This window comes from Pseudomonas sp. Tn43 (assembly GCF_014192635.1).
In the GTDB taxonomy this organism is placed as follows: Bacteria; Pseudomonadota; Gammaproteobacteria; order Pseudomonadales; family Pseudomonadaceae; genus Aquipseudomonas.
This window is the reverse complement of record NZ_JACHYG010000003.1, coordinates 500,570-523,289: the sequence shown is the minus strand read 5'-3', so window position 1 is coordinate 523,289 and position 22,720 is coordinate 500,570. Positions and strand designations below refer to the sequence as shown.

Here is a 22,720-nt window from a genome sequence, read left to right as displayed (position 1 = left end):
TGGAATGGCGAGCAGCGATGCCTACCGGCATCCGACCCGCACGGACGCGGGTTTCCCACGGCCAGTACCTTTCACTCAAACCCGCACTCAAGCGGGGTTTTATTACCCGGTGAAAACGATGAAGATCATTCCACTGATTGACCAACTGCGTGATCACTGCCCAAGTCTTGTAGATCGAGTCGCCGCCGGCATTCTGGAGGCTATATGACCGTTACGCAGCAACAACTACAGATCGTTATGCCCAACGCCAGCTCCCAAGCAGGCGTTTTCATTTCTGCGCTCAACATCGCCATGAACCACCGCAACATCAATACCCCGAAACGCATCGCTGCGTTCCTTGCGCAACTCGGTCATGAGTCGGGGCAGTTGCAGTACATACGTGAGTTGGGCTGCGCTCAATACGCACTGGCTATGCGCTTGGGTAATACGCCAGAGCCCGACGGCGACGGTCAAAAATACCGTGGCCGAGGCCTGATTCAGATCACGGGTCGCGACAATTACCGTCAGTGCAGTCTCGGACTCTTCGGTGATGATCGTTTGCTGTTTTTGCCAGAACTTCTGGAAAAGCCCCGGTGGGCCGCTGAATCGGCTGCCTGGTTCTGGGAGCAAAATGGCTTCAATGAACTGGCCGACCGCGACCAGTTCAACAGCATCACCCGCCGCATCAACGGCGGCCTGAACGGTTTGCACGATCGCTTGCATCTCTGGGCGCGGGCGAGGGCGGTGTTATGCCAGCCTTCGGTTTGATCCTGATGTCTTACCGCATCATTGGCGTTGTTGTGTTTCCGGTTGTGTTGGCCGGCGGCTCGGCGGCGCTGGCCTGGCGACTGCAGGACTGGCTTTATGGCCGGCAACTGGCGGAACGGGTTGCAGGCCGAGAAACTCGACCAGTTGACAGTGGCAGTCGCGACGTAGCGAGCCCCCGGCGCATGCTCAACGAATTATCGCCATCACCGACGCAGGCGATAGCGGACTGATTGCCCTGCAGGCGTGTCAGGCCCATGTCAGAGCCCTCGCTCCCTAACATTTTGATCGATTCTGAACCTTGCAAGCGTGATCGGCTCGTGTACGGTAGGCCTCATTCCGCTCGATCAGGAGAGAGCCGTGAAAGATATCACTCAGCTGGCCGCTGAACTTGGCAGACGCTTGCAGGTTCTCAATGCCCACGTCACCACGGCCGAATCCTGTACCGGTGGTGGGATTGCCGAGGCGATCACCCGTATTCCAGGGAGTTCGGCCTGGTTCGAGGCAGGTTACGTTACGTACTCCAACCGTCAGAAAACCCAGCAACTGGATGTCCCTGCCGAATTGTTTTCGACCGTTGGTGCGGTCAGTCGGGAGGTGGTCGAGGCCATGGTCCGCGGCGCGCAGGAAAAAAGCCGGGCGCGTTTTGCCGTGGCCGTTAGCGGTGTGGCGGGGCCGGATGGCGGTTCGCCGAGCAAGCCTGTGGGCACGGTTTGGCTGGCCTGGGGCGTCGGTGAGCAGGTGTTCAGCGAGGTGCAGTACTTTGCCGGTAACCGTGACGAGGTCCGCCGACAAACGGTGAAGGCCGCGCTAGAGGGGCTGCTGCGCCATGCCGCTGGAGAAATCTCAAATCAGGGGTAGGCGATCCTGAAACGCTGTGGAATAATACTGGCTACTTATACAGGTGTTGGCCGTCAGGCCTTATTGATTACGTGAGGACTTTAATGGACGACAACAAGAAGAAAGCCTTGGCTGCGGCCCTGGGTCAGATCGAACGTCAATTCGGCAAGGGTGCCGTAATGCGTATGGGCGATCAGGACCGTCAGGCGATCCCGGCTATTTCCACTGGCTCTCTGGGTCTGGACATCGCGCTCGGCATTGGCGGTCTGCCAAAAGGCCGTATCGTTGAAATCTACGGTCCTGAATCCTCCGGTAAAACCACCCTGACACTGTCGGTGATCGCCCAGGCTCAAAAAGCCGGCGCGACCTGCGCATTCGTCGACGCCGAACACGCTCTTGATCCTGAGTACGCCGGCAAACTGGGCGTCAACGTCGACGACCTGCTGGTTTCCCAGCCGGACACCGGCGAGCAGGCCCTGGAAATCACCGACATGCTGGTGCGTTCCAACGCGGTTGACGTGATCATCGTCGACTCCGTGGCCGCTCTGGTGCCAAAGGCTGAAATCGAAGGCGAAATGGGTGACATGCACGTGGGCCTGCAAGCCCGTCTGATGTCCCAGGCGCTGCGTAAAATCACCGGTAACATCAAGAACGCCAACTGCCTGGTGATCTTCATCAACCAGATCCGTATGAAAATCGGTGTAATGTTCGGCAGCCCGGAAACCACCACCGGGGGTAACGCGCTGAAGTTCTACGCATCGGTTCGTCTGGATATCCGCCGTACAGGCGCGGTGAAAGAAGGTGATGAAGTTGTCGGTAGCGAAACTCGTGTCAAAGTCGTAAAGAACAAGGTGGCTTCGCCGTTCCGTCAGGCCGAGTTCCAGATTCTTTACGGCAAGGGCATCTACCTCAATGGTGAGATGATCGACCTGGGTGTGCTGCATGGTTTCGTTGAGAAGTCCGGCGCCTGGTATGCCTATGAAGGCACCAAGATCGGTCAGGGTAAGGCTAACTCGGCCAAGTTCCTGGCAGACAATCCGGAAATCGCCGCCAAGCTCGAGAAGCAACTGCGTGACAAGTTGCTGACCCCAGCGCCGGACGCCAAAGCATCGCCAATCCAAGAGACGGCTGATGACATGGCTGACGCTGATATCTGATTGATCCGATGACCGCCGTACTCGATACACTCGTCGCGGTGCGGCGAACCGCAATGGACCTGCTCGCGCGACGCGAGCATGGTCGAGTCGAGCTGACGCGTAAACTGCGTCAGCGCGGCGCCCTCCCTGAAATGATCGACACAGCGCTCGACCGCTTGACGGAAGAGGGTCTGTTGTCCGAATCCCGTTACCTCGAGAGCTTCGTTTCCTATCGTGCCCGTTCCGGTTATGGCCCTTTGCGAATTCGCGAAGAGTTGAGTCAGCGCGGCCTGCAACGTACTGACATCGAACTCGCCTTGCGAGAGAGCGGAATCAACTGGCAGGAACAACTGGAAGACACCTGGCGGCGCAAATTTTCCGGGCATTTACCGATAGATGCTCAGGAACGTGCCAAACAGGGCAGGTTTCTGAGTTATCGGGGATATTCCATGGAAATGATCAGTCGCTTGTTCAGTGGCCGAGGGATCGACGATTAAATAAAACGGCCCGCTATTTCGATAGCGGGCCGTTTTTTTTTGCCTCACGTCACCTTGAATGGCTCACGCGCGCGTTGTTGCGCCCGGGGTTTGGACTGGGCCCAATTTTCCGGCAGGTTGATGTAATCCACCAATTCCCGCAGACGGCCATGATCGCGGGCGTTGAAGGTGAAGGAAAGTCGCGCCAGATGGCTGAACTGCGGTTCGTCGTGCTCCTCGCCATTGTAGGCATGCTGATGGAAGTGATCGCTCAGGCACAGGTCGGCGAAGGCCTTCTGCATGTGTTCCAGCGCCCGATCGCTGAGTTTGTGGTTCATGCGAATCACGAACTGATGTTTGAGCCAGCGGCTGGAGTGGAAATTGCTGTAGAACTGATTGATCTGCTCCACGGCCTCTTCGGCACTGTAGACCAGACTCAACAGCTTCATGTCAGTCGGCAGGATGTAGCGATTTTCCTCCAGTTGATGGTGAATGAAGTCCAGCGCGCCTTGCCAGAATTTGCCGCCCGGCGCATCCAGTAGCACCACGGGCACCAGCGGACTCTTGCCGGTCTGTATCAGAGTCAGCACTTCCAGTGCTTCATCCAGCGTACCGAAGCCGCCCGGGCACAGGACCAGCGCATCGGCCTCCTTGACGAAGAACAGCTTGCGGGTAAAGAAAAAGTGGAAGGGCAGCAGATTCCCGGTGCCATTGACCGTGGGATTGGCATGCTGCTCGAAAGGCAGGGTGATATTGAATCCCAGGCTGTGTTCCAGGCCTGCACCTTCGTGGGCTGCCGCCATGATGCCGCCGCCGGCACCGGTGATGACCATCATGTCCGAGCGCGCCAGAGCGGCGCCAAGCTCCCGCGCCAAACCATACAGTGGGTGTTCTATCGGCGTGCGGGCCGAGCCGAAAACGGTGACTTTGCGTCGCCCCTTGAACTGCTCCAACACACGGAAGGCATGTTCGAGTTCGCGTAGGGTTTGCAGGGTGATCTTGGCATTCCAGCGGTTGTGATCTTCCTGGGCCATGCGCAGCACAGTCAGGATCATGTCGCGGTAAATCGGGATGTTGGGGCTATTGGGGGAAACCAGGTTGAGTTGTTCTTCGACCTTGCTGGTGAGGTCGTGGCCGCTTTCTTGAAAATGACGGCTTAGGAGGTCATTCGGTTGGTAAGGCATTCAACTTCTCCTTCTGCACAGAACCCTTGGCCCGACAAAACAATCGTCGGTGCCGCGACACCCCTTGTGTCGCTGTCTGCCCAAGCCCTTGCCTGGGCGCTCCACTTGACTCGTTTGCAATCGAGCCATCCATACGGGCTCTGCTTATTCCTTGAATGAAAGAAACGTTCGCACAATAAGACACACAATGGGCAGCCCCTTTTCTGCCCTGAAAAAAATCAACGTGAACACTTTGAATTTAGACCCTCACAACGATTTGCGCTGCCTGATCATTGCGCCGCAAAGTCTTTCCTGGCAATCGCTTATTGACTATTTGCAAGGTGCTTTCACCGCTCGTCTGAACGCAAGCCGTTTGTCCTGCGCTCTGATTTACTAAATGACAGGCGTGACACGACAAATTTGCGTCAACGGTAGACGTAATATTCAAGTAATTCAGGGATTTAATCGCGTGATCAAGATGATCAATGCGTGCACGGAGGCGGGAACCATGCCCAGAATCACTCTGGAAATCGATGCGCAATTGTATCGATTGCTGAAGTTATCAGCCGAGACCAATCATTTGAGTCTCGAAGAGGAGTGCTGTCGGCGTCTGGAGGGCGGAGAGCGACGTTCGCGTTACCTGCAGGCGTTGTTGGCAGAGCTGCGCGCCGAAGATGAACAGCGGCGCGCCAACGCCCGTTGATTATTTCTTCTTCGTCGGGGTGGCTTTCGGGCAATCCGATTCCTGAAAGCTTGCGGAGCCGACCGGGCGATTGGTTTTCACTTCGGTGAAGTCGTAGCGCATGACCGCCCCCTTCGCCATCAGCTTGCGGAATCCCTCGTTTCTGCAAACGGAGGCGCCAAGCTGGAAGTACACGGCTTTCGGATCGGCGCGCATCTTGTCGGCGTGGCTGCTCTGAACGCTCAGATGATTGATCAGCTGATTGCCTTCGACGGTATAACCCTGATCCAGAAGGTCTTCGTTGATCGCCCGTGGAGTGCCGACGCTGCTTTGTACGGCGACGTTTCGCAGCTCTTTGTTCAGATTCTGCTCACTCAAGGAAGCAGCCTGAGCATTGAAGGACGACGCCAGCAGAATGGCAGCGGTGGGAACGATAAGGCGCAGCATGAAACTCTCCTGGTTCAGTGACTGGTGATTCGACCCGTCACGTGACTGTGCGTTCAGTGGCGGCGAATTATAGGGGAGGCCGCCTGGAGGGTACAGGCTTGCGCCGGCTGCTCTGATAAACTGCTGGCCTTTATTGCCTTGCCGAGTACCGTTTGTGTCGAGTTTTCCTGTCTGCCGGTGTTGCCAACGATGAACCACGCCCCCAACGCCGTAGCCCGCTTGCGCGATCAGCGAGAGGAAGAGGGTATCAAGCCGATTCAGGCCCGTGGCTGGCGAGCAACCCGTTGCCGGGCCTGCCGTGTGATCGAGAGCCACTGCCTGTGCGCCTGGCGCCCGCAGGTCGACACCCGCAGCGGTGTGTGCCTGATCATGACCAATAAAGAAGTGTTCAAACCGAGCAATACCGGCTGGCTGATTGCCGATGTGGTGCGCGACAACCATGCATTCATTTGGTCGCGCACGGAAATCGATGAACAATTGCTGGCGCTGTTGGCCGACCCGCAATGGCAGCCATACCTGGTGTTTCCGGGCGAATACGTCGAACCCGAGCGAGTTACCCACAGCGTCGAAGTCGATAGCACCAAACGCCCATTGTTCATTCTGCTGGACGCCACCTGGACCGAAGCGCGGAAGATATTCCGCAAAAGTCCCTATTTTGATGCGTTCCCGATTCTGAGCCTGCTTCCCGAGAAGCTTTCCCGGTACCGGTTACGCAGGTCCACTCGCAGCGAGCACCTGTGCACGGCCGAAGTGGCGGCGCTGTGCCTTGATCTGGCTGGCGATACAGACGCTGCGTCGGCGCTGGACGCTTATTTTGATGTGTTCAGCCAGCATTACCTGGACGCTAAACATCAATTGGATATGAATGTTGCAACACCGGCCCATGCTGAGCTGATGCCCTTTGTACAGCACGCTGCGCCCGCCATTTTCTGATCATCGCCCATACTGCAAAAGAACCAGGCTTGCTGGCAACTTGACCACCCTGGCTTGGCTGGGCATGCTGGGCGCCGATTAGGGCGCGGCCAAGTTTGAAACGCTGCTTTTTTTAGGTAATTGGCGTTGAACGTGCCCTGTTGGTGCCGTTGCGTGGCTGCACCTCGAGTTGTTTTGGCGAGGCCTGAAATGCATCAGGCATCCCATAAAAAACAGGATCATTTGAAAAATGGCCACATACGAAATCCTGATTGCCGATGACCATCCTCTTTTTCGTAGCGCCCTGCATCAAGCGTTGACCCTGGGTCTGGGCCCGGATGTCCGTCTGGTGGAAGTGGCGAGCATTGCCGAGCTGGAAACCCGTCTGGACGAAAAGGCCGACTGGGATCTGGTGTTGCTGGACCTGAACATGCCGGGGGCTTACGGTTTTTCCGGGTTGGTGCTGTTGCGTGGGCAGTACCCGCAGATTCCAGTGGTGATGGTGTCGGCTCAGGAGGAAGCGTCGATCATGGTGAAATCCCGTGAGTTCGGCGCCAGCGGTTTCATTCCCAAGTCCAGTGATTTGAATGTCATTCAAAAAGCCGTACGCGCGGTACTCGATGGCGATGTTTACTGGCCGCCACAGGCCTTTGAAACGGTGAGCGTTTCCGCCGAAGCCAAGGCTGCCAGCGAAGGTCTTGCCAGCCTGACACCTCAGCAATTCCGGGTGTTGACCATGGTTTGTGAAGGTTTGCTGAACAAGCAGATTGCTTACGAATTAAACGTTTCCGAAGCGACGATCAAGGCCCATGTCACGGCCATTTTCCGTAAGCTGAATGTGCGGACCCGGACTCAGGCAGCGCTGCTCTTGCAACAACTTGAGTCAATTTCGAGTAACTAAGGGCGCTACGTGTTCACGCTTTTTTGACTTTGCTTCATCTAGTTTCCCCACTCCTTTTTGATCAGTTGCCTACTTTATGTCACCTTTCAAAGGCCAGACCGGCCTCAAGCGTATCCTCAACGCCTCCGGCTATTCCCTGGACGGCTTGCGCGCAGCCTTCACCGGTGAAGCGGCCTTCCGGCAGTTGGTATTGCTTAATGCCATCCTGATTCCGCTGTCATTCTTCCTCAACGTCAGCCGTGTCGAGCAGGCGCTGCTGATTGCTGTCTGCCTGTTAGCCTTGATTGTCGAGTTGCTCAATTCGGCGGTGGAAGCGGCCATCGACCGCATTTCCCTTGAGTTGCACCCACTGTCCAAGAACGCCAAGGACATGGGCAGCGCTGCTCAACTCGTGGCGTTGAGCATGATCGCGCTGGTATGGGCGGTGATTCTTCTTTAAGCGATAGTGGGCAAGACGATCTCGTCGCTGCGCTGAACCCCGGCAGTGAAGGCGCGGCACAGTTCGAGGAATTCGCGCATCGCCGATGTCTGATATTTCTGTTTGTGCCAGATGAAATAGAACTGCCGAGCCAAGTCCAGATCCGGTGTTTCCACTGGCACCAGGCTGCCGCGGCGGAACGCATCGCGCAGCGCCAGGCGCGAAATGCAGCCAATCCCCAAACCTGATTCCACCGCGCGCTTGATCGCTTCGGTGTGTTCCAGCTCCAGGCGAATGTTCAGCGCGCTGCGATGGTGTCGCATGGCCTGGTCGAAAGTCAGCCGGGTGCCCGAGCCTTGTTCGCGCAGAATCCACGCTTCATGGCTCAGCTGCTCCATGGTCGCGATGCCACGTCTGGCCAATGGGTGCTGAGGCGCACAGAACACCACCAACTCATCTTCGACCCAACTCTGCACTTCGATATCTGGATGGCTGCAGTCGCCTTCGATTAGACCCAGATCAATTTCATAATGCGCGACCTGTTGCACGATGTTGGCAGTGTTCTGCACATGCAGCTTCACTTGGCTTTCCGGATGACGTTGCATGAAGCTGCCAATCAGCAGGGTTGCGAGGTAATTGCCGATGGTCAGGGTCGCGCCGACCGCCAGAGAACCGAAACCGGACTTGCCATTGAGCAAGTCTTCGATCTCCTTGGCCTGATCGAGCAGGGCCACCGCCTGGGGCAACAGCTGTTTGCCGAGGGCGTTGAGGCTCAGCCGTTTGCCGGCGCGATCGAACAGTTGGCAACTGCACTGACGCTCTAGCTCGGTGATTGAAGTGCTCGCCGCCGATTGTGAGAGGTTGAGCGTTAATGCGGCACGGGATACGCTTTCCTGCTGGGCGACGGCGACGAATACTTGAAGTTGACGGAGAGTAAATCGCATATCGATATAACCGATAACCCTTATCTTAATAATCCAGTTAACAGATATTGTCGCTGCCATTAGAATGCGTTGCAATTGCGCACATCATTGGCGCAGGCAAATCTCCAGGAGTCCCACGTACATGAGCAACATGAACCACGAGCGTGTCCTCAGTGTTCACCACTGGAACGACACTCTGTTCAGCTTCAAGTGCACCCGCGATCCGGGCCTGCGCTTCGAGAACGGTCAGTTCGTGATGATCGGCCTGCAACAGCCCAACGGCCGCCCGCTTATGCGCGCTTACTCGATTGCCAGCCCGAACTGGGAAGAGCATCTCGAGTTCTTCAGCATCAAAGTGCCTGATGGCCCGCTGACTTCCCAGTTGCAGCATCTGAAGGAAGGCGACGAGATCATCATCAGCAAAAAGCCAACCGGCACCCTGGTGCTGGATGACTTGAAACCTGGCAAACATTTGTACCTGCTCAGCACCGGTACCGGTCTGGCGCCATTCATGAGCGTCATCCAGGACCCGGAAACCTACGAGCGTTTCGAAAAAGTGATCCTGTGCCACGGCGTGCGTTACGTCAATGAAGTCGCTTACCGCGAATTCATCACCGAGCACTTGCCGCAGAACGAGTTCTTCGGCGAGGCCCTGCGTGACAAGTTGATTTACTACCCGACCGTGACCCGCGAGCCATTCGAGAACGAAGGCCGCCTGACCGATCTGATGCGCAGCGGCAAGCTGTTCAGCGACATCGGTCTGCCACCGATCAACCCGCAGGACGACCGCGCCATGCTGTGCGGCAGCCCAAGCATGCTCGACGAGACCAGCGAAGTGTTGAACAGCTTCGGCCTGAAAGTCTCGCCGCGGATGCGCGAGCCGGGTGATTACTTGATCGAGCGTGCGTTCGTCGAGAAGTAAGCCGTTGTTTGGGTGACGCAGAGCGTCACTGTGCATTCCACGCGGAGCGTGGGAACGATCAGCCCCCATTGCCTGTGCAGGCAATGGGGGCTTTTTTATGCCGAACTAAACCTGTAGTAGCTGTCGAGTGTTCACTCGACAGCTACTACAGGTTGGGGACAGGGATGACTTCGAGAACGCGAATCACATCAGGCGTCGGATAATGCCAGCGCACATCCACATCCCAGAACTGCGCGCCATATTCCCTTTCTGGTGTAGGAATCTGGTACGCCGGACGTGGGTCTTGTGCCAGGCATTGCTCAATCAGCTCGACCAAGGGCTCCTCAAGCCGCTGAGCGTGACCATGAGCCTGTTGCAGCGCTGAGTCTGCCCACTGCACGGGAATCAGCGATGGCGGGGCGCTGGCGATGCTGTTGGATGCCGTGTCGATGATGTCGGCATAGGGCACGTAAGGTTTGATGTCGAGAATCGGCGTCCCGTCGAGCAGGTCGATGCCGGAGATCCACAGCCGATTGGCTTCGACCTTGTCCAGTCTGACCACCGATTGACCGATGCCATTGGGTCGGTGCGTCGCCCGAGTGGCAAATACACCCATGGATTTGTTGCCGCCCAGGCGTGGCGGGCGGACTTTCAGGCGTGGTTTTTCTTCCAGGGCCTGATGAAACAGGAACAACAGCCAGACATGACTGACCTGTTCCAGCCCCTGCACCGCTTCACCCTGATCGAACGGCGCCACCAGTTCCAGCACGCCTCGAGCCGCCGGGGCCAGTTGCGGCTGGCGTGGAATGGCGAACTTCTCCTTGAAACAGGAACGCACGAAGCCGATGGGGGAAACGGTGTAGGTCATGGTTTGGGGTCGAGGCGGAGTTGAGGCGGCATGATAACCCGAAGGGCCTCGAGTCGGGTGGTGGCAGAGCCGGCCTCATCGCGGGTAAGCCACGCTCCCACAGGGTTCTCTAGCGAACACAGATTTTGTATACGACATAAAACCGGTGGGAGCGAGGCTTGCCCGCGATGGTCGCACCGCCAATATCAGAGGCTGAACCCACCATCCAAAGGAATAATATTCCCAGTCATATACGCCCCCGCGGTACTCGCCAAACTGATCGCCAAGGCAGCCATCTCTTCCTCCCGGCCCCAACGCTTCATCGGAATCAGCGCCGTATCCTCGGCCAACGCCTGCTCATCATTGCCAATGTGCTGCGTCATCTTGCTCGGAAAACGTCCCGGTGCGATCACATTAACGTTGATGTGTTCGCTCACCAGCTCTCGCGCCAGAATCCGCGACAGTTGATGCAGGGCAGCCTTGCTCGGGCCGTAGGCATACGCCTGTTCGCCGAAGGACGAAATCCCTGCGACCGAACCAATGTTGATGATCCGTGCCGGATTCGCCGCCGAACCGGCCTTGCGCAGCAGCGGCAGAAATTGCTGGATGCAGTTGAACACCGAGGTCACGTTCAGCTGCATGACCTTTTCCCAGCCCTTGACCGGGTAACTCTCCAGCGGTGCGCCCCAGGTGGTGCCGGCGTTGTTCACCAGAATATCCAGCTGACCGATCTGTTCACTCAGGTGTGCAGCCAATTGCTGGACGCCTTCTTCGTGGGCCAGGTTGGCAGCTACCGCATGACAAATCCCGAAAACACTCAGTTCGTTGGCGGTTTGCTGACAGGCGTCGGCATCGCGGGCACACACGTAAACGGTGGCGCCGGCCTCGACGTAGGCCTTGGCGATCATTTTGCCGATACCGCGGGTGCCACCAGTCACCAGAGCGGTGCGGCCTGCGAGAGAAAAATACGGGTGCATAGGGCGAGTCCTGAGGGCAAAGGGTCAGTACACCCTAGTCGTCAGCCGCCAGAAGCGGAGCCACTATTTTTGCGAGGAATGGGGGGCCATACGGCCCAGCTACAAGCTACAAGCTACAAGCTAGACACTATCCGCTTGCGGCTTGTAGCCTGCAGCTGCTTTACGCTCTCACTCGAAGAGTGAGCCCCTTGAGGAAGTTGCGCAGCAACTGATCGCCGCACGCACGGTAGTTGGTGTGGCCGAATTTGCGGAACAGTGCGCTCAGCTCTGGCTTGGACACCGGGAACTCGGCCGCCTTGAGAATCGCGTGCATGTCGTCTTCCTTCAGTTCGAAGGCCACACGCAGTTTTTTCAGGATGATGTTGTTGGTCACCGGCACTTCGATCGGCTGCGGTGGACGGCTTTCGTCCTTGCCGCGCTTGAAGATCACCAGGCCATCGAGGAAATGCGCCATGACTTCGTCCGGGCAGCGCACGAAGCCTTCCTCGTCTTCCTCTTTCTTGTCGAGGTACGCCCGCAGGTCTTCCATGGACACGTCCATGCCGCCGAGCTTGATGATCTCGATGACTTTCTTGTCGCTGATGTCGAGCATGTAGCGCACGCTGCGCAGTACGTCGTTATGAATCATGGTGTGCAATCCTGATATTCAGCAGTGGGCGCCCCGCATAACCAGCGGCGCCGAAATGTAGGGCGGCGGGAAAAGTCTTAGAACTTTTCTTTGCCGGACAGGTAGCGCCATTGCCCCAAAGGCACTTTGCCGATGGACACGCCGCCAATGCGGATGCGGCGGATGGCGACGACCTTCAGGCCGACGGCCTGGCAGAACAGGGCAATCACGCCCGGTTGTGGGTTCTTCATCGCAAAGCGCAGGCGGTTTTCGTTCTGCCAGCTGGCTTTGACCGGCGGCAGTTCCTTGCCCTTGTAGGTCAGGCCGTGGTTCAGGCGGTTGAGGCCGTGAGCCACCATGTCGCCTTCAACCTCGACCACATACTCTTGCTCGATCTTGGCGGAGTCGGCGGTGAGTTTGCGCAGGATTTTCCAGTCCTGGGTGAATACCAGCAGACCGCTGGCATTGGCCTGCAGATCGGTGCTGGCAGTCAGGCGCAGGAAGTGGCCCTTGAGCGGGCGTTTGCCGAAGCGGTGTTCTTCGCTCAGGGTCTCGGCGCTGATAGTCGCCATGGCCGTGTCCGCATCCATGCCCGCAGGGACATTGAACAGGATGGTCACCGGCTCCGGCGCTGTGGCCTTGGCTTCGGGATCGAGCTCGACTTTCTGGGTGTCGACCTTGAACTGCGGCTCATCGATGACTTCGCCGTCCACGGTGACCCAGCCGCCCTCGATGAACAGCTCAGCCTCCCGACGGGAACAGCCGACGAGTTCGATGAGGCGTTTGGAGAGACGAATCGGGTCAGTCATGACAGGGCCGTAACAAAAAAGGGGTGGGCATTGTACCTGCTGGGCGCCGGTTAATCCCGGCTCCATTTGCGCCGTGCGGCTTTTTTGTGGGAGTTGGCTTGCCTGCGATGCAGACAACGGGGTATGTCAGTTGCACCGAGGTGATGCAATCGCAGGCAAGCCAGCTCCCACATTTGTTCCATGGTGCGTCAGCCATTGCGCGTCAATTGTTGAGACTGACGCAAACGCATGTGCAACAACGGATAGGGCTGCCCCATGCCATCGACTTCCGAGCGGCCGATAACCTCAAACCCCTGTTTGAAGTAAAACCCCAAGGCCTGCGGGTTCTGTTCGTTGACGTCCAGCTCGTCGGCATTCAGGTGTTCCATGGCATAACGCAGCAATTGCTTGCCCAGGCCTTTGCCGCGATGCGCCGGGTCGATGAAGAGCATTTCGATCTTGCCCGCCGCCACGCCGGCGAATCCGGTGATGCGCTGGCGTGAGTTTCTGGTGCAGATCAGCATCACCGCATCGAGGTAGCGGGTCAGCACCAGATTCTTCAGCAGTTCGATGTAACTGTCGGGCAGAAAGTCATGGGTGGCGCGCACCGAGGCTTCCCACACTTGGGTGAGTTCTTCGTAGTCGCTCTGTTTCGGTGTGTGAATGACCGAGTGTTGGCGCATGCCCGCGGGCCTCTCTTGCGTGAAATGACGCGAGTTCTTTCTCTCACAAAACGATAGACGTAAAAAAGCCCCGCATCTCGTCAAGAGAGCGGGGGTTCTTTTATTTTTTGCGTTTAGATCTGTTCAGCCCACAGGTCGTATTCGTCGGCGTCGGTCACTTTGCACCAGACTTTGTCGCCTGGCTTCAAGTTGCTGCCGTTGTCGATGAACACGTTGCCGTCGATCTCCGGGGCATCGAAGAAGCAGCGGCCAACCGCGCCTTGCTCGTCCACTTCATCGACCAGCACTTCGATTTCACGGCCAATGCGCATTTGCAGACGCGCCGAGCTGATGGCCTGCTGGTGCGCCATGAAGCGGTCCCAACGGTCTTGCTTGACGTCGTCTGGCACGATCTCCAGGTCCAGATCATTGGCTGGTGCGCCTTCGACCGGCGAGTACTGGAAGCAGCCAACGCGGTCCAGTTGCGCTTCGGTCAGCCAGTTCAGCAGGTACTGGAAGTCTTCTTCGGTTTCGCCAGGGAAGCCGACGATGAAGGTCGAACGGATGATCAGGTCCGGACAGATTTCGCGCCAGTTCTTGATGCGGGCCAGGGTTTTGTCTTCGAAGGCCGGGCGTTTCATGGCTTTGAGGACTTTCGGGCTGGCGTGCTGGAACGGAATGTCCAGGTACGGCAGGATTTTCCCGGCGGCCATTAGCGGGATCAGCTCGTCGACGTGGGGGTACGGATAAACGTAGTGCAGACGCACCCAGACACCGAGAGTGCTGAGGGCTTCGCAGAGTTCGGTCATGCGGGTTTTCACCGGCGCGCCGTTCCAGAAACCGGTGCGATATTTCACGTCGACGCCGTAGGCGCTGGTGTCCTGGGAAATTACCAACAGCTCTTTGACGCCGGATTTGACCAGGCGCTGGGCTTCGTCGAGCACGTCACCGACCGGGCGGCTGACCAGTTTGCCGCGCATCGAGGGGATGATGCAGAAGCTGCAGCTGTGGTTGCAGCCTTCGGAAATCTTCAGGTAGGCGTAATGGCGCGGAGTCAGTTTGATCCCTTGCGGCGGCACCAGGTCGATCAGCGGGTTGTGATCCTGACGCGGCGGCACTACATCGTGCACGGCATTGACCACTTGCTCGTACTGCTGCGGACCGGTCACGGCCAGCACGCTTGGGTGCACGTTGCGAATGTTGCCTTCTTCGACGCCCATGCAGCCGGTCACGATGACCTTGCCGTTTTCCTTGATGGCTTCGCCGATCACTTCCAAAGACTCAGCCTTGGCCGAATCGATGAAGCCGCAAGTGTTGACCACCACGACGTCGGCGTCCTGATAGGTGGACACAACGTCATAGCCTTCCATACGCAGCTGGGTAAGGATGCGCTCGGAGTCGACCAGTGCTTTCGGGCAACCCAGGGATACGAAGCCAACTTTTGGATTGGCCGGCGCAGGAGTGGTGGACATGTCTAACCTCGGTATTTGTGACGCCTCCAGCCGAAGACGGCAAGGCGACAGACGGACGCTATGTTGCGTCTCTGGTCAAAAAGTGCGCAATTCTAGCGATGAGACGCGCACTTGACCAGCTTTATGCAGGGAAATACGACGAGTGCTGCGCTATGCTTCGCGCCTTTAGGCTTTAGCGATTCTCTGTAGTCAATAAAACGTCTGTAACAACAAGTAAAACAGCGCATGCTGCGCCACAAAGCATGTGCTTCTTATAAGAAGTCCGAGTCTGAGCAGTAGGAGTTTTTGGATGGGGCAGGCAAGTAGTCAGGTGGCGGCCAGCGAGCATTCGGCGGCGAAGCCGATCGGTATGCTGGTCGCAGCAGTCGGGGTGGTTTATGGCGATATCGGCACAAGCCCGCTGTATACCCTCAAAGAAGTGTTTTCCGGTGACTATGGCGTGCCCGTCAACCATGACGGCGTGCTGGGCATTCTGGCGCTGATCTTCTGGTCGCTGATCTGGGTCGTCTCCATCAAATACATGATGTTTGTGCTGCGTGCCGACAACCAGGGCGAGGGCGGGATCATGGCCTTGACCGCGCTGGCGCGGCGAGCGGCGGCGGGGCATGCGAAGTTGCGTACCTTGCTGGTGGTCTGCGGGCTGATCGGTGCGGCGCTGTTCTATGGCGACAGCATGATCACACCGGCGATATCCGTGCTGTCGGCGATTGAAGGCCTTGGGCTGGCATTCGAGGGCATCGACCATTGGGTGGTGCCGCTGTCGTTGATCGTGCTGGTGGCGCTGTTTTTGATTCAGCGTCACGGTACGGCGCGGATCGGCATTCTGTTCGGGCCGATCATGGTCACCTGGTTTGTGGTGCTGGGCGCGCTGGGCGTGTATGGCATCAGCCAGCATCCGGAAGTGTTGCAGGCGATGAATCCGGTGTGGGGCGTACGCTTCTTCATGGTCCACCCGGGCATGGGGATCGCGATTCTTGGCGCCGTGGTGCTGGCCTTGACCGGTGCCGAGGCGTTGTACGCCGACATGGGCCACTTCGGTCGCAAGCCGATCGCCCGGGCCTGGTTCATTCTGGTGCTGCCGGCTCTGGTGCTGAACTACTTCGGCCAGGGCGCGTTGCTGCTCGGTGATCCGGAAGCCGCCCGCAACCCGTTCTATCTGCTGGCGCCAAACTGGGCGTTGATCCCCTTGGTGGGATTGTCGACGATGGCCACGGTGATTGCCTCGCAAGCGGTCATTTCCGGCGCGTTCTCGCTGACTCGTCAGGCGATCCAGCTCGGCTACATCCCGCGTATGCACATTCAGCACACGTCCAGTGCCGAGCAAGGCCAGATCTATATCGGCGCGGTGAACTGGGCATTGATGATTGGTGTCATTTTATTGGTGCTGGGCTTCGAGTCCTCCGGCGCCCTGGCCTCGGCCTACGGCGTGGCGGTGACTGGCACGATGCTGATGACCACTATCCTGGTGTCGGCGGTCATGTTGCTGTTGTGGAAGTGGCCACCGATTCTTGCGGTCCCGGTGTTGCTGGGTTTCCTGTTGGTGGACGGTCTGTACTTCGCCGCCAACGTGCCGAAAATTGTCCAGGGCGGTGCGTTCCCGGTGATTGCCGGTATCGCACTATTCGTGTTGATGACCACCTGGAAACGCGGCAAGCAATTGCTGGTGGAGCGAATGGACGAAGGCGGGCTGCCGCTGCCGATCTTCATCAGCAGCATCCGCGTGCAACCGCCGCATCGGGTCCAGGGCACGGCCATTTTTCTCACCGCCCGCCCGGATGCCGTGCCTCATGCGCTGTTGCATAACCTGCTGCATAACCAGGTGCTGCACGAGCAAGTGGTGCTGTTGACGGTGGTGTACGAAGACATCCCGCGCGTCCCGCCGCAACGGCGTTTCGAAGTCGATTCCTACGGCGAGGGCTTTTTCCGGGTGATCCTGCACTTCGGTTTCACCGACGAGCCGGACGTGCCAGAAGCCTTGAAACTGTGCCATCTGGATAACCTGGATTTCAGCCCGATGCGCACCACTTACTTCCTCAGTCGTGAGACGGTCATCGCCTCCAAACTCGAAGGCATGGCCCGCTGGCGCGAGACGCTGTTCGCCTTCATGTTGAAAAATGCCAACGGCAATTTGCGCTTCTTCAATTTGCCGTTGAATCGGGTGATTGAGTTGGGTACTCAGGTAGAGATGTAAGCCACATGAAAAAGCCCCCGTTGCCATGAAGGTAGCGGGGGCTTTTTTGTGTCCATTTTTTTTGGAGTCAAGGAGATCCCTTGTGGGAGCGGGCTGTGGCGAGGGGGCTTGCCCCCGTTGGGCTGCGAAGCAGCCCCTGAATCTCTGATGTACCAAAAATTTTGTGAGTGCTACGCACTCAAACGGGGGCAAGCCCCCTCGCCACAGCTCCCACAGAGGATCTGCGGTGTTGGCATCTTTACTGGCTTCCAGGCAGCGCTTCTTCAGATTCAGCTTTTGTCCGGGCAGGTCGCGGGGTCAGCACCTTCACCACATCATCAATCACTGCCTTACTCATCGCCGTCAGGTAATGCGCGGCCCAGGCGTGGCGGTCGGTGTCTTTTATGTAGGCTGCATCCTCGGTAAATGATTTGGCGAGGAACAACAGGTCGGAAGCTTGCGACAAGGCATCAACGATGGGGACGCCGGCGCGGACTAAACGTGGTGAATGAATCCACCAGTCGTTCGGCTCATTTTTTGTAGGCATGGAAAAAACGCAGATTGGCAAATTCGAGTTTTTTGCAGCTTGCTGTATGTCTAATTGGACGCGATACTCTGTGTAGAACTGTGTGTTCAAATTTGCATGAATGAGTAGAGAGGTGAGTATGACGGCATTACTGGAGCGTGCTGACCAAGCGATTTCGGTGACGGCAATGGTCAGGGGGTTCAGCGCGAGGCTAAAAGAGATTTCCAGCCGAGCCACTGAGCGGCTGGTCATTTTCAAAGACAATCAGCCGGCAGCGGTCATTATCAATGTCGATGCGTATCAGGAAATGCTCGACGAGCTTGAGGAGCTTCGGGTTGAAGCAGCGGCTCGGGAACGATTGATCGGTTTTGATCAGGCCAAGGCCGTCAGCCACGACGATATGCGGGCGCGGTACGCCAGGAAAGACTAAAGGAGCTGTGGATGGTTTGGGGCGTTATCTATCATCCGGAGGTCCAGAAGGATCTGGATCTGCTGGGAGCTGTGGCGGCGAATCGCATTCTTGATGTTATCGAAGAGCGGATTATCAACGGCGAGCCGGACAAGAGCGGCAAGCCCCTAAGAGCCAGTCTTGCAGGTTGTAGACGGCTCCGCACAGGTGACACGCGGATTGTTTATCGAGTCGATGGACAGGCGATCCAGGTTTTGATCGTCGCCGTCGGTGCGCGACGTGATGAAGAGGTTTACGACGCGGCAGAGCGCCGTCTCTAACGACGAAACTCTTGAAGTTAGAGGTTATCCCCTGTGGGAGCGAGCCTGCTCGCGATTGGGGAGTGTCAGCCAACGCATATGTTGAAGGTGACGGCCGCATCGCAAGCAGGCTCGCTCCCACAAGGGATCAGTGGCGTCTGTGAGAATGAAAAAAGCCCCCGCAACCATAAGGCAGCGGGGGCTTTTTTGTGAGCGCGGCTCAGCTCACTCCTGAGCCGCCGTTTCCTTCGCTTGACGCTTCTCGATCACATCCACCAAACGCCGGGCCAACGCCGGGTAGTTCTCGTCGAAGTGATGGCCGCCAGGCAGTTTCATCGCTTCGCCCACGGCGGTCTTGTCGGTGCAGCCGCTTTCGTCGACTTCTTCTTCACCGTAAATGCATACCACTTTCGCGGCGGGCAGCTTGGCCATTTCAGGGCCGGTGGCGGCTTCTTTGCCGGCGTTGCCGAGCCAGCCTTCGACTTCGATTTCGAAGCTGCCGGTGCGGGCGAAGGCCAGCAGGATGATTGCGTCGACGCGCTGCTGTTCGGCTTCCGGCAGGCGGTTGTAGAGGGCAGGCAGTACGTCGGCGCCGAACGAGTAACCGGTCAGGATGAAGCGCTTGGTGCCCCATTTCTGCCGGTAGTGCTGCATCAGTTCGGTCAGGTCCAGCGCGCTTTGTTCCGGGCTTTTGTGCTGCCAGTAGTAGCGCAGGGTGTCGATGCCGACCACCGGGTAGCCGATCTTGGCCATTTCGCCGGCTACATCACGGTCCAGGTCGCGCCAGCCGCCGTCGCCGGAAAGGAACAGGGTGACGGTGTCCCTGGCCTGGCCGGCCGGGACTTCGACCACCGGGATCTGCAGGCCACCGGCGGCTTTATCGCCACCGACGAGAATTTTGCGCAGTTCGTTGTTCAGTACTTGCGGCAGGTTGATGTCGTAGTCGCTGATGCTGGTTTCGGCATTGGGCTGGTCACGCACGAAGCCGGCGCTGGTGTCGTCCGGGTTGTCGTTCCAGGCCACCAGCCAATGGCCATGGGCGGCAGTTTTGGGTAGCAGGTGCGTGCAGCCGGGTTTTTCCAGGGCCAGGTCAACCGAAATGGCCTGGGCCTTGTCGTCTTTCTGCTCGGCCAGCCAGCGCCACGCCAGCACGGCGCCAGGGCCGATGCCGCTGACCAGGGTTGCCGGGCCTTTGAGTTGCCTGAGGCCTGCCTGCAGGGCGCGACCTTGCAGGATGCAGTCCTTGGGCAGGATCACCTGGACGATCTGCGCCGAGCCGCTGCGGCTCAGGGTCAGCAATTGTTTGTCGCTGAGCTTCTGGTCTTCATTGACCGCCACCAGCACCTGGGCGCGCGGCGTGTTGCCGGGGATGACGCGGGTCATCGCGGCGCCATCGGCCGGCGCCAGCAGTTCAAGGGTCGGTTCTGGTGCGGGGCGTTTGAGGTACCAGTAACCGCCACCGATCATCAGGGCCAGCACTACCAGTGTGGCCAGTACGTACCGCAGGGAGCGTTGAATCATCAGCGTTTCACCAATCCAGTCAAGCCACCTGCAATCAGGGCGGCAGTGTCGGCCAGGGCAACCAGCGGATCGAGTCCGGCGGGCACGGCCATATAGCGGGGTTCCCAGTCGGGCTGGAATTTGTCTTTGAAGCGGCGCAAACCTTGGAAGTTGTACAGCTGCTCACCACGGCGGAATACCATCGAACCCAAGCGCTGGGTCAGTGGTGCGCCGCGCCGGGGTTGCAACCCCGACAACGGCACCATGCCCAGGCTGAAGCGCGCGTATCCATGATTTTTATAATGTTGAATCAGGCCGACCATCATGAACTCCATGGTCAGCTTGGGCGCGTCGGGGTGTGCGCGCATCAGGTCGAGGCTGGCCAGTTCATGACTGTAGGTCTCAAGCAGGTTGGCGAACGCCACCGGGCGCCCTTCGAAACGAATCACCGCGATACGGAAGTGCTTGAGGTAGTCCTCACTGAAACGCCCCAGCGAGAAACCTTTCTCGCGCACGTTCTTGCCGGTCAGCCAGGCGTCGGAAATCACCTTGAGCTCATCCATCGGCGCTTGCCCCGGTTCATGGATCTCCAGCGACAGGCCGTCACGGGTGCCGCGGTTCCAGGTGTAACGCAGGTCTTTCATCTCTTTGCCCTTGGCTTCGAGATCAAAGCGATGCAGATCGACCCGCGCTTCTTCGCCGAGCTTGATGGCGGTCAGGCCGATGTCCATGTAGTACGGCAAATTCTCCGCGCGGACTTGATAGAACACGGGGCGGGCATGGTGGATATCGCAGAGGTCGCGGAACTGCCAGATCATTTCCGCCCGTTGCTGGCTCGGGCCGATCGGGTCGTACAAGGCCACCAGGCTGCGACCACGGCGAGCGTACATCAGAAACGCCTCTTCGTTGGGGTGAAACAGTAGCGCCTTGTCACCGGTCAGCGCCAGGCCGCCATCCGGTTGGGATGAGGCCATGAGAATCTTTACGGCGCGGTCCAGTTCATCGGGCGTTGGCAGATGGATCACCGGGCGTGCGGTGCGCAGCAGCCAGGTCAGGGACACCACGACCAGCAACACCGCGGCGCCGAGCAGCGAGCGCAGGCCACGTGGGGCGTCGGCATCGAGGGTGAACTGCCACCAGAGTTGATGGCTGTAGGGAACATCCTGATAGGCGAACAGCAGCAACCAGGTCGACGCGCCGAGTACGCAAAGGCTGGCCACCAGGTACAGCGGCGAAAACGGCACTTCGGTCAGGCGGCTGGGGCGATAGAACGAACGCCGGAAAACCCCCAGCAAACTCGCCGTCAGGGTCATCAGGCAAGCCTCTTCCCAGTCGAAGCCTTTAAGCAGAGAGAGCAGGGCGCCGACCAACAGCAGAATGGTGGTCAGCATCCAGGCGGCTGACAGGCGGCGACGCAATCCCTGAGCCAGCAGCAGGCAAAGCACACCCACCAGACTGGCGCCAAAGTGCGAGGCGTCGACCAAGCGATGCGGGATCAGAAAGCCGATGTGTTCAAGACGGGTATCGATCTCCGGCGTCACGCCGGAAAACAGCAGCACCACGCCGGACAGGAACACCAGCACCGCCAGAATCGGCGCGGCCATGCCCGATGCAGCGCGCGATTGAAACAGGCGTTGGCCTTCGTTGACCAGCAGCAGTACGCATGCCACCAGCAACGGCAACACCACGTAGATCAGGCGGTAGAGCAGCAGGGCGGCGGCCAGTGGCGCGGCGCCGAGTTTGTCGGCGAAGGCCGCGAGAAAAATCGCTTCGAATACACCGACACCGCCCGGTACATGGCTGAGTACGCCAGCGGCCAAGGCCAATAGATAAACCAGCAGGAACGCACCAAAGGGCGGCGCTTCGGGCAGCAACAAATAGAGCACGGTCGCGGCAGCGGCCACGTCCAGGGCGGTGATGACCAATTGCAGGAATGTCAGGCGGCGACCCGGCAGGCGTAAGGTGCGCCGGCCGACCTTGACCAGCAGGTTGTCGGGGTAAGGCTGTTCCGGCAAGCGGCGGCGATAAACGCCAATGGCCAGCACTGTTGAGAGCAGCAGCACGGCCACTGCAATGGCACCCAGCAACGTCTCGGAGAAACCCAGGGCCACGGAGGCGGCGGGCAGGTTGCTGAGGGTGGCGAGGGCAGCCAGGGGCGGGAGGGCGCAGCCAAGCGAGAGGCTGGCAAACAAGGTCATGCGCGCGACTTCCGAAGCCCCCACACCATGACGTGCATATAAACGGTAGCGAACCGAGCCGCCTGACAGCAGCGACAGGCCGATGGCATTGCCAATGGCAAATGCGGTGAAGCCGCCCAGCGCCAATATTCGCGGGGCCAGCGTCACGCCGGCATAACGGCTGGCCGACCATTCGTAACCCAGCAGAATGATGAAACCGACAATGGTCGCGCCGAGCGCGCCCAGCAAGGCCGGTTTCGGCACTTGCAGAATCGAGTCGTGCAACGCGTCCAGATCGAGTTCGCTCAGCAGCTGACGACAGGCAATCAGCGCGATGGCGAACAAGAGCAATGTGATTGCCAGACCGATGGGTTGACGGTATTTGCTGATTCGATCCAGCAAGCGCAAACGCTCGGCTTTGATCGGTTGTATCGCTGTGACGGTGTCTTGTGAATCAGACGAGTTGGCGCGCATCAATCACCTCTTGGATTGTGCGCGACAGGATGGGGGTATCCAGCCAAGTTACCAATCCCTGCGGAAAAAAATAATTACAAATATTAACGCCTCTCACCGAGCGCCGGTAATGACGCGTCATCAGTCGTAGAGGCTTGCGCCTGTGGTTCATTCTGCTTTTGAACTCACAGTCTGGCGATCCCGAACGGCTCGCGGCACAGTGACAGATCATTGTTGCGAAAGGATTTTTTCAACGGACACAAAAAAGGCCACTCTTTCGAGTAGCCTTT

Annotated in this window: 24 protein-coding genes and 1 pseudogene; 13 read left to right on the top strand and 12 right to left on the bottom strand. The window is 58.4% G+C overall.

Annotation, left to right across the window (positions count from 1 at the left end):
* The first annotated feature begins 204 nt into the window (after window positions 1-204).
* The 5 genes and pseudogenes from FHW68_RS11020 (at window position 205) to recX (ending at window position 3,217) form a co-directional block, all read left to right on the top strand.
* Window positions 205-747, top strand: coding sequence for a glycoside hydrolase family 19 protein (locus FHW68_RS11020; protein ID WP_183680394.1), 543 nt, complete (start codon window positions 205-207; stop codon window positions 745-747).
* Window positions 729-1,024 (top strand): annotated as a pseudogene (locus FHW68_RS11015) (hypothetical protein). Before FHW68_RS11020 ends, FHW68_RS11015 begins: the two are co-directional and overlap by 19 nt.
* A gap of 80 nt (window positions 1,025-1,104) precedes the next feature.
* Complete coding sequence (locus tag FHW68_RS11010; RefSeq protein ID WP_095631644.1) at window positions 1,105-1,605, top strand: CinA family protein; 501 nt, start codon at window positions 1,105-1,107, stop codon at window positions 1,603-1,605.
* A gap of 83 nt (window positions 1,606-1,688) precedes the next feature.
* A complete protein-coding gene (recA, locus tag FHW68_RS11005) occupies window positions 1,689-2,741 on the top strand; it encodes a recombinase RecA (protein WP_095631643.1) in 1,053 nt (350 codons plus the stop codon).
* 8 nt (window positions 2,742-2,749) lie between these two features.
* Window positions 2,750-3,217: a recombination regulator RecX gene (gene recX, locus FHW68_RS11000; RefSeq protein ID WP_183680392.1), complete on the top strand. Its 468-nt coding sequence runs from the start codon at window positions 2,750-2,752 to the stop codon at window positions 3,215-3,217.
* Window positions 3,218-3,261: 44 nt separating this feature from the next.
* Here the strand turns inward: recX and FHW68_RS10995 are convergent, their stop codons facing one another.
* Complete coding sequence (locus FHW68_RS10995) at window positions 3,262-4,380, bottom strand: TIGR00730 family Rossman fold protein (RefSeq protein WP_183680390.1); 1,119 nt, start codon at window positions 4,378-4,380, stop codon at window positions 3,262-3,264.
* A 487-nt stretch (window positions 4,381-4,867) separates the two neighbouring features.
* On the opposite strand from FHW68_RS10995, the gene FHW68_RS10990 reads away from it, so the two are divergent.
* Entirely contained in the window at window positions 4,868-5,062 is a 195-nt protein-coding gene (locus FHW68_RS10990; protein WP_095631639.1) for a hypothetical protein, read from the top strand.
* On the opposite strand, the gene FHW68_RS10985 is transcribed toward FHW68_RS10990, so the two are convergent.
* Window positions 5,063-5,488 carry a PA3611 family quorum-sensing-regulated virulence factor gene (locus FHW68_RS10985; protein ID WP_095631638.1) on the bottom strand — a complete coding sequence of 142 codons (426 nt, stop codon included), beginning with the start codon at window positions 5,486-5,488 and terminating at the stop codon, window positions 5,063-5,065. It lies immediately after the preceding gene.
* 189 nt (window positions 5,489-5,677) lie between these two features.
* Between FHW68_RS10985 and FHW68_RS10980 the strand changes: the two genes are divergently transcribed.
* From FHW68_RS10980 to FHW68_RS10970, 3 genes are all read left to right on the top strand, one after another.
* Window positions 5,678-6,421 carry a tRNA-uridine aminocarboxypropyltransferase gene (locus FHW68_RS10980; protein ID WP_095631637.1) on the top strand — a complete coding sequence of 248 codons (744 nt, stop codon included), beginning with the start codon at window positions 5,678-5,680 and terminating at the stop codon, window positions 6,419-6,421.
* A 229-nt stretch (window positions 6,422-6,650) separates the two neighbouring features.
* Window positions 6,651-7,301 (top strand): response regulator transcription factor ErdR, encoded by a 651-nt coding sequence (gene erdR, locus FHW68_RS10975; protein WP_095631636.1) that lies wholly within the window; start codon window positions 6,651-6,653, stop codon window positions 7,299-7,301.
* Between the two features lie 76 nt (window positions 7,302-7,377).
* Complete coding sequence (locus FHW68_RS10970) at window positions 7,378-7,740, top strand: diacylglycerol kinase (RefSeq protein ID WP_019580981.1); 363 nt, start codon at window positions 7,378-7,380, stop codon at window positions 7,738-7,740.
* Here FHW68_RS10970 and FHW68_RS10965 read toward each other — a convergent pair.
* Window positions 7,737-8,663, bottom strand: coding sequence for a LysR family transcriptional regulator (locus FHW68_RS10965; protein WP_095631635.1), 927 nt, complete (start codon window positions 8,661-8,663; stop codon window positions 7,737-7,739). The two genes, FHW68_RS10970 and FHW68_RS10965, sit on opposite strands and share 4 nt — an antisense overlap.
* A 121-nt stretch (window positions 8,664-8,784) precedes the next feature.
* Here FHW68_RS10965 and fpr point away from each other — a divergent pair, with 121 nt between their 5' ends.
* On the top strand, window positions 8,785-9,564 hold the full coding sequence (gene fpr / locus FHW68_RS10960; protein ID WP_003443014.1) for a ferredoxin-NADP reductase: 780 nt from the start codon (window positions 8,785-8,787) through the stop codon (window positions 9,562-9,564).
* A 145-nt stretch (window positions 9,565-9,709) separates the two neighbouring features.
* On the opposite strand, the gene tsaA is transcribed toward fpr, so the two are convergent.
* The 6 genes from tsaA to rimO all read right to left on the bottom strand — a co-directional run bounded on the left by tsaA (window position 9,710) and on the right by rimO (window position 14,896).
* Window positions 9,710-10,411 carry a tRNA (N6-threonylcarbamoyladenosine(37)-N6)-methyltransferase TrmO gene (gene tsaA, locus FHW68_RS10955; RefSeq protein WP_183680388.1) on the bottom strand — a complete coding sequence of 234 codons (702 nt, stop codon included), beginning with the start codon at window positions 10,409-10,411 and terminating at the stop codon, window positions 9,710-9,712.
* Window positions 10,412-10,596: 185 nt separating this feature from the next.
* Entirely contained in the window at window positions 10,597-11,367 is a 771-nt protein-coding gene (locus FHW68_RS10950; RefSeq protein ID WP_095631633.1) for an SDR family oxidoreductase, read from the bottom strand.
* Window positions 11,368-11,527: 160 nt separating this feature from the next.
* Window positions 11,528-11,995, bottom strand: a complete 468-nt coding sequence (locus FHW68_RS10945) for a DUF1456 family protein (RefSeq protein WP_095631632.1) — start codon at window positions 11,993-11,995, stop codon at window positions 11,528-11,530.
* A gap of 77 nt (window positions 11,996-12,072) precedes the next feature.
* A complete protein-coding gene (locus FHW68_RS10940) occupies window positions 12,073-12,783 on the bottom strand; it encodes an rRNA pseudouridine synthase (RefSeq protein WP_095631631.1) in 711 nt (236 codons plus the stop codon).
* A 188-nt stretch (window positions 12,784-12,971) separates the two neighbouring features.
* Window positions 12,972-13,445 (bottom strand): GNAT family N-acetyltransferase, encoded by a 474-nt coding sequence (locus FHW68_RS10935; RefSeq protein WP_183680386.1) that lies wholly within the window; start codon window positions 13,443-13,445, stop codon window positions 12,972-12,974.
* Window positions 13,446-13,558: 113 nt separating this feature from the next.
* Window positions 13,559-14,896, bottom strand: coding sequence for a 30S ribosomal protein S12 methylthiotransferase RimO (rimO, locus tag FHW68_RS10930; RefSeq protein ID WP_018926946.1), 1,338 nt, complete (start codon window positions 14,894-14,896; stop codon window positions 13,559-13,561).
* Window positions 14,897-15,185: 289 nt separating this feature from the next.
* Here rimO and FHW68_RS10925 point away from each other — a divergent pair, with 289 nt between their 5' ends.
* Window positions 15,186-17,087 (top strand): potassium transporter Kup, encoded by a 1,902-nt coding sequence (locus FHW68_RS10925; protein ID WP_095631627.1) that lies wholly within the window; start codon window positions 15,186-15,188, stop codon window positions 17,085-17,087.
* 238 nt (window positions 17,088-17,325) lie between these two features.
* Here the strand turns inward: FHW68_RS10925 and FHW68_RS10920 are convergent, their stop codons facing one another.
* Window positions 17,326-17,613, bottom strand: coding sequence for a DUF3077 domain-containing protein (locus tag FHW68_RS10920; RefSeq protein ID WP_260296392.1), 288 nt, complete (start codon window positions 17,611-17,613; stop codon window positions 17,326-17,328).
* A gap of 118 nt (window positions 17,614-17,731) precedes the next feature.
* On the opposite strand from FHW68_RS10920, the gene FHW68_RS10915 reads away from it, so the two are divergent.
* Entirely contained in the window at window positions 17,732-18,022 is a 291-nt protein-coding gene (locus tag FHW68_RS10915) for a type II toxin-antitoxin system Phd/YefM family antitoxin (RefSeq protein WP_183680384.1), read from the top strand.
* 11 nt (window positions 18,023-18,033) lie between these two features.
* Entirely contained in the window at window positions 18,034-18,321 is a 288-nt protein-coding gene (locus FHW68_RS10910; RefSeq protein ID WP_183680382.1) for a type II toxin-antitoxin system RelE/ParE family toxin, read from the top strand.
* 204 nt (window positions 18,322-18,525) lie between these two features.
* On the opposite strand, the gene FHW68_RS10905 is transcribed toward FHW68_RS10910, so the two are convergent.
* Window positions 18,526-19,821 carry a virulence factor family protein gene (locus FHW68_RS10905; RefSeq protein ID WP_183680379.1) on the bottom strand — a complete coding sequence of 432 codons (1,296 nt, stop codon included), beginning with the start codon at window positions 19,819-19,821 and terminating at the stop codon, window positions 18,526-18,528.
* Window positions 19,821-22,451, bottom strand: coding sequence for a bifunctional lysylphosphatidylglycerol flippase/synthetase MprF (mprF, locus tag FHW68_RS10900; RefSeq protein ID WP_183680377.1), 2,631 nt, complete (start codon window positions 22,449-22,451; stop codon window positions 19,821-19,823). Before mprF ends, FHW68_RS10905 begins: the two co-directional genes overlap by 1 nt.
* Window positions 22,452-22,720: the final 269 nt, after the last annotated feature.

Excerpts from the sequence above, each read along its gene's own strand:
- FHW68_RS11020 (WP_183680394.1), top strand. The coding sequence starts at position 205 with ATGACCGTTACGCAGCAACAACTACAGATCGTTATGCCCAACGCCAGC.
- recA (WP_095631643.1), top strand. The coding sequence starts at position 1,689 with ATGGACGACAACAAGAAGAAAGCCTTGGCTGCGGCCCTGGGTCAGATC.
- recX (WP_183680392.1), top strand. The coding sequence starts at position 2,750 with ATGACCGCCGTACTCGATACACTCGTCGCGGTGCGGCGAACCGCAATG.
- FHW68_RS10995 (WP_183680390.1), bottom strand. The coding sequence starts at position 4,380 with ATGCCTTACCAACCGAATGACCTCCTAAGCCGTCATTTTCAAGAAAGC.
- FHW68_RS10990 (WP_095631639.1), top strand. The coding sequence starts at position 4,868 with ATGCCCAGAATCACTCTGGAAATCGATGCGCAATTGTATCGATTGCTG.
- FHW68_RS10985 (WP_095631638.1), bottom strand. The coding sequence starts at position 5,488 with ATGCTGCGCCTTATCGTTCCCACCGCTGCCATTCTGCTGGCGTCGTCC.
- FHW68_RS10980 (WP_095631637.1), top strand. The coding sequence starts at position 5,678 with ATGAACCACGCCCCCAACGCCGTAGCCCGCTTGCGCGATCAGCGAGAG.
- erdR (WP_095631636.1), top strand. The coding sequence starts at position 6,651 with ATGGCCACATACGAAATCCTGATTGCCGATGACCATCCTCTTTTTCGT.
- FHW68_RS10970 (WP_019580981.1), top strand. The coding sequence starts at position 7,378 with ATGTCACCTTTCAAAGGCCAGACCGGCCTCAAGCGTATCCTCAACGCC.
- FHW68_RS10965 (WP_095631635.1), bottom strand. The coding sequence starts at position 8,663 with ATGCGATTTACTCTCCGTCAACTTCAAGTATTCGTCGCCGTCGCCCAG.
- fpr (WP_003443014.1), top strand. The coding sequence starts at position 8,785 with ATGAGCAACATGAACCACGAGCGTGTCCTCAGTGTTCACCACTGGAAC.
- tsaA (WP_183680388.1), bottom strand. The coding sequence starts at position 10,411 with ATGACCTACACCGTTTCCCCCATCGGCTTCGTGCGTTCCTGTTTCAAG.
- FHW68_RS10950 (WP_095631633.1), bottom strand. The coding sequence starts at position 11,367 with ATGCACCCGTATTTTTCTCTCGCAGGCCGCACCGCTCTGGTGACTGGT.
- FHW68_RS10945 (WP_095631632.1), bottom strand. The coding sequence starts at position 11,995 with ATGATTCATAACGACGTACTGCGCAGCGTGCGCTACATGCTCGACATC.
- FHW68_RS10940 (WP_095631631.1), bottom strand. The coding sequence starts at position 12,783 with ATGACTGACCCGATTCGTCTCTCCAAACGCCTCATCGAACTCGTCGGC.
- FHW68_RS10935 (WP_183680386.1), bottom strand. The coding sequence starts at position 13,445 with ATGCGCCAACACTCGGTCATTCACACACCGAAACAGAGCGACTACGAA.
- rimO (WP_018926946.1), bottom strand. The coding sequence starts at position 14,896 with ATGTCCACCACTCCTGCGCCGGCCAATCCAAAAGTTGGCTTCGTATCC.
- FHW68_RS10925 (WP_095631627.1), top strand. The coding sequence starts at position 15,186 with ATGGGGCAGGCAAGTAGTCAGGTGGCGGCCAGCGAGCATTCGGCGGCG.
- FHW68_RS10920 (WP_260296392.1), bottom strand. The coding sequence starts at position 17,613 with ATGCCTACAAAAAATGAGCCGAACGACTGGTGGATTCATTCACCACGT.
- FHW68_RS10915 (WP_183680384.1), top strand. The coding sequence starts at position 17,732 with ATGACGGCATTACTGGAGCGTGCTGACCAAGCGATTTCGGTGACGGCA.
- FHW68_RS10910 (WP_183680382.1), top strand. The coding sequence starts at position 18,034 with ATGGTTTGGGGCGTTATCTATCATCCGGAGGTCCAGAAGGATCTGGAT.
- FHW68_RS10905 (WP_183680379.1), bottom strand. The coding sequence starts at position 19,821 with ATGATTCAACGCTCCCTGCGGTACGTACTGGCCACACTGGTAGTGCTG.
- mprF (WP_183680377.1), bottom strand. The coding sequence starts at position 22,451 with ATGCGCGCCAACTCGTCTGATTCACAAGACACCGTCACAGCGATACAA.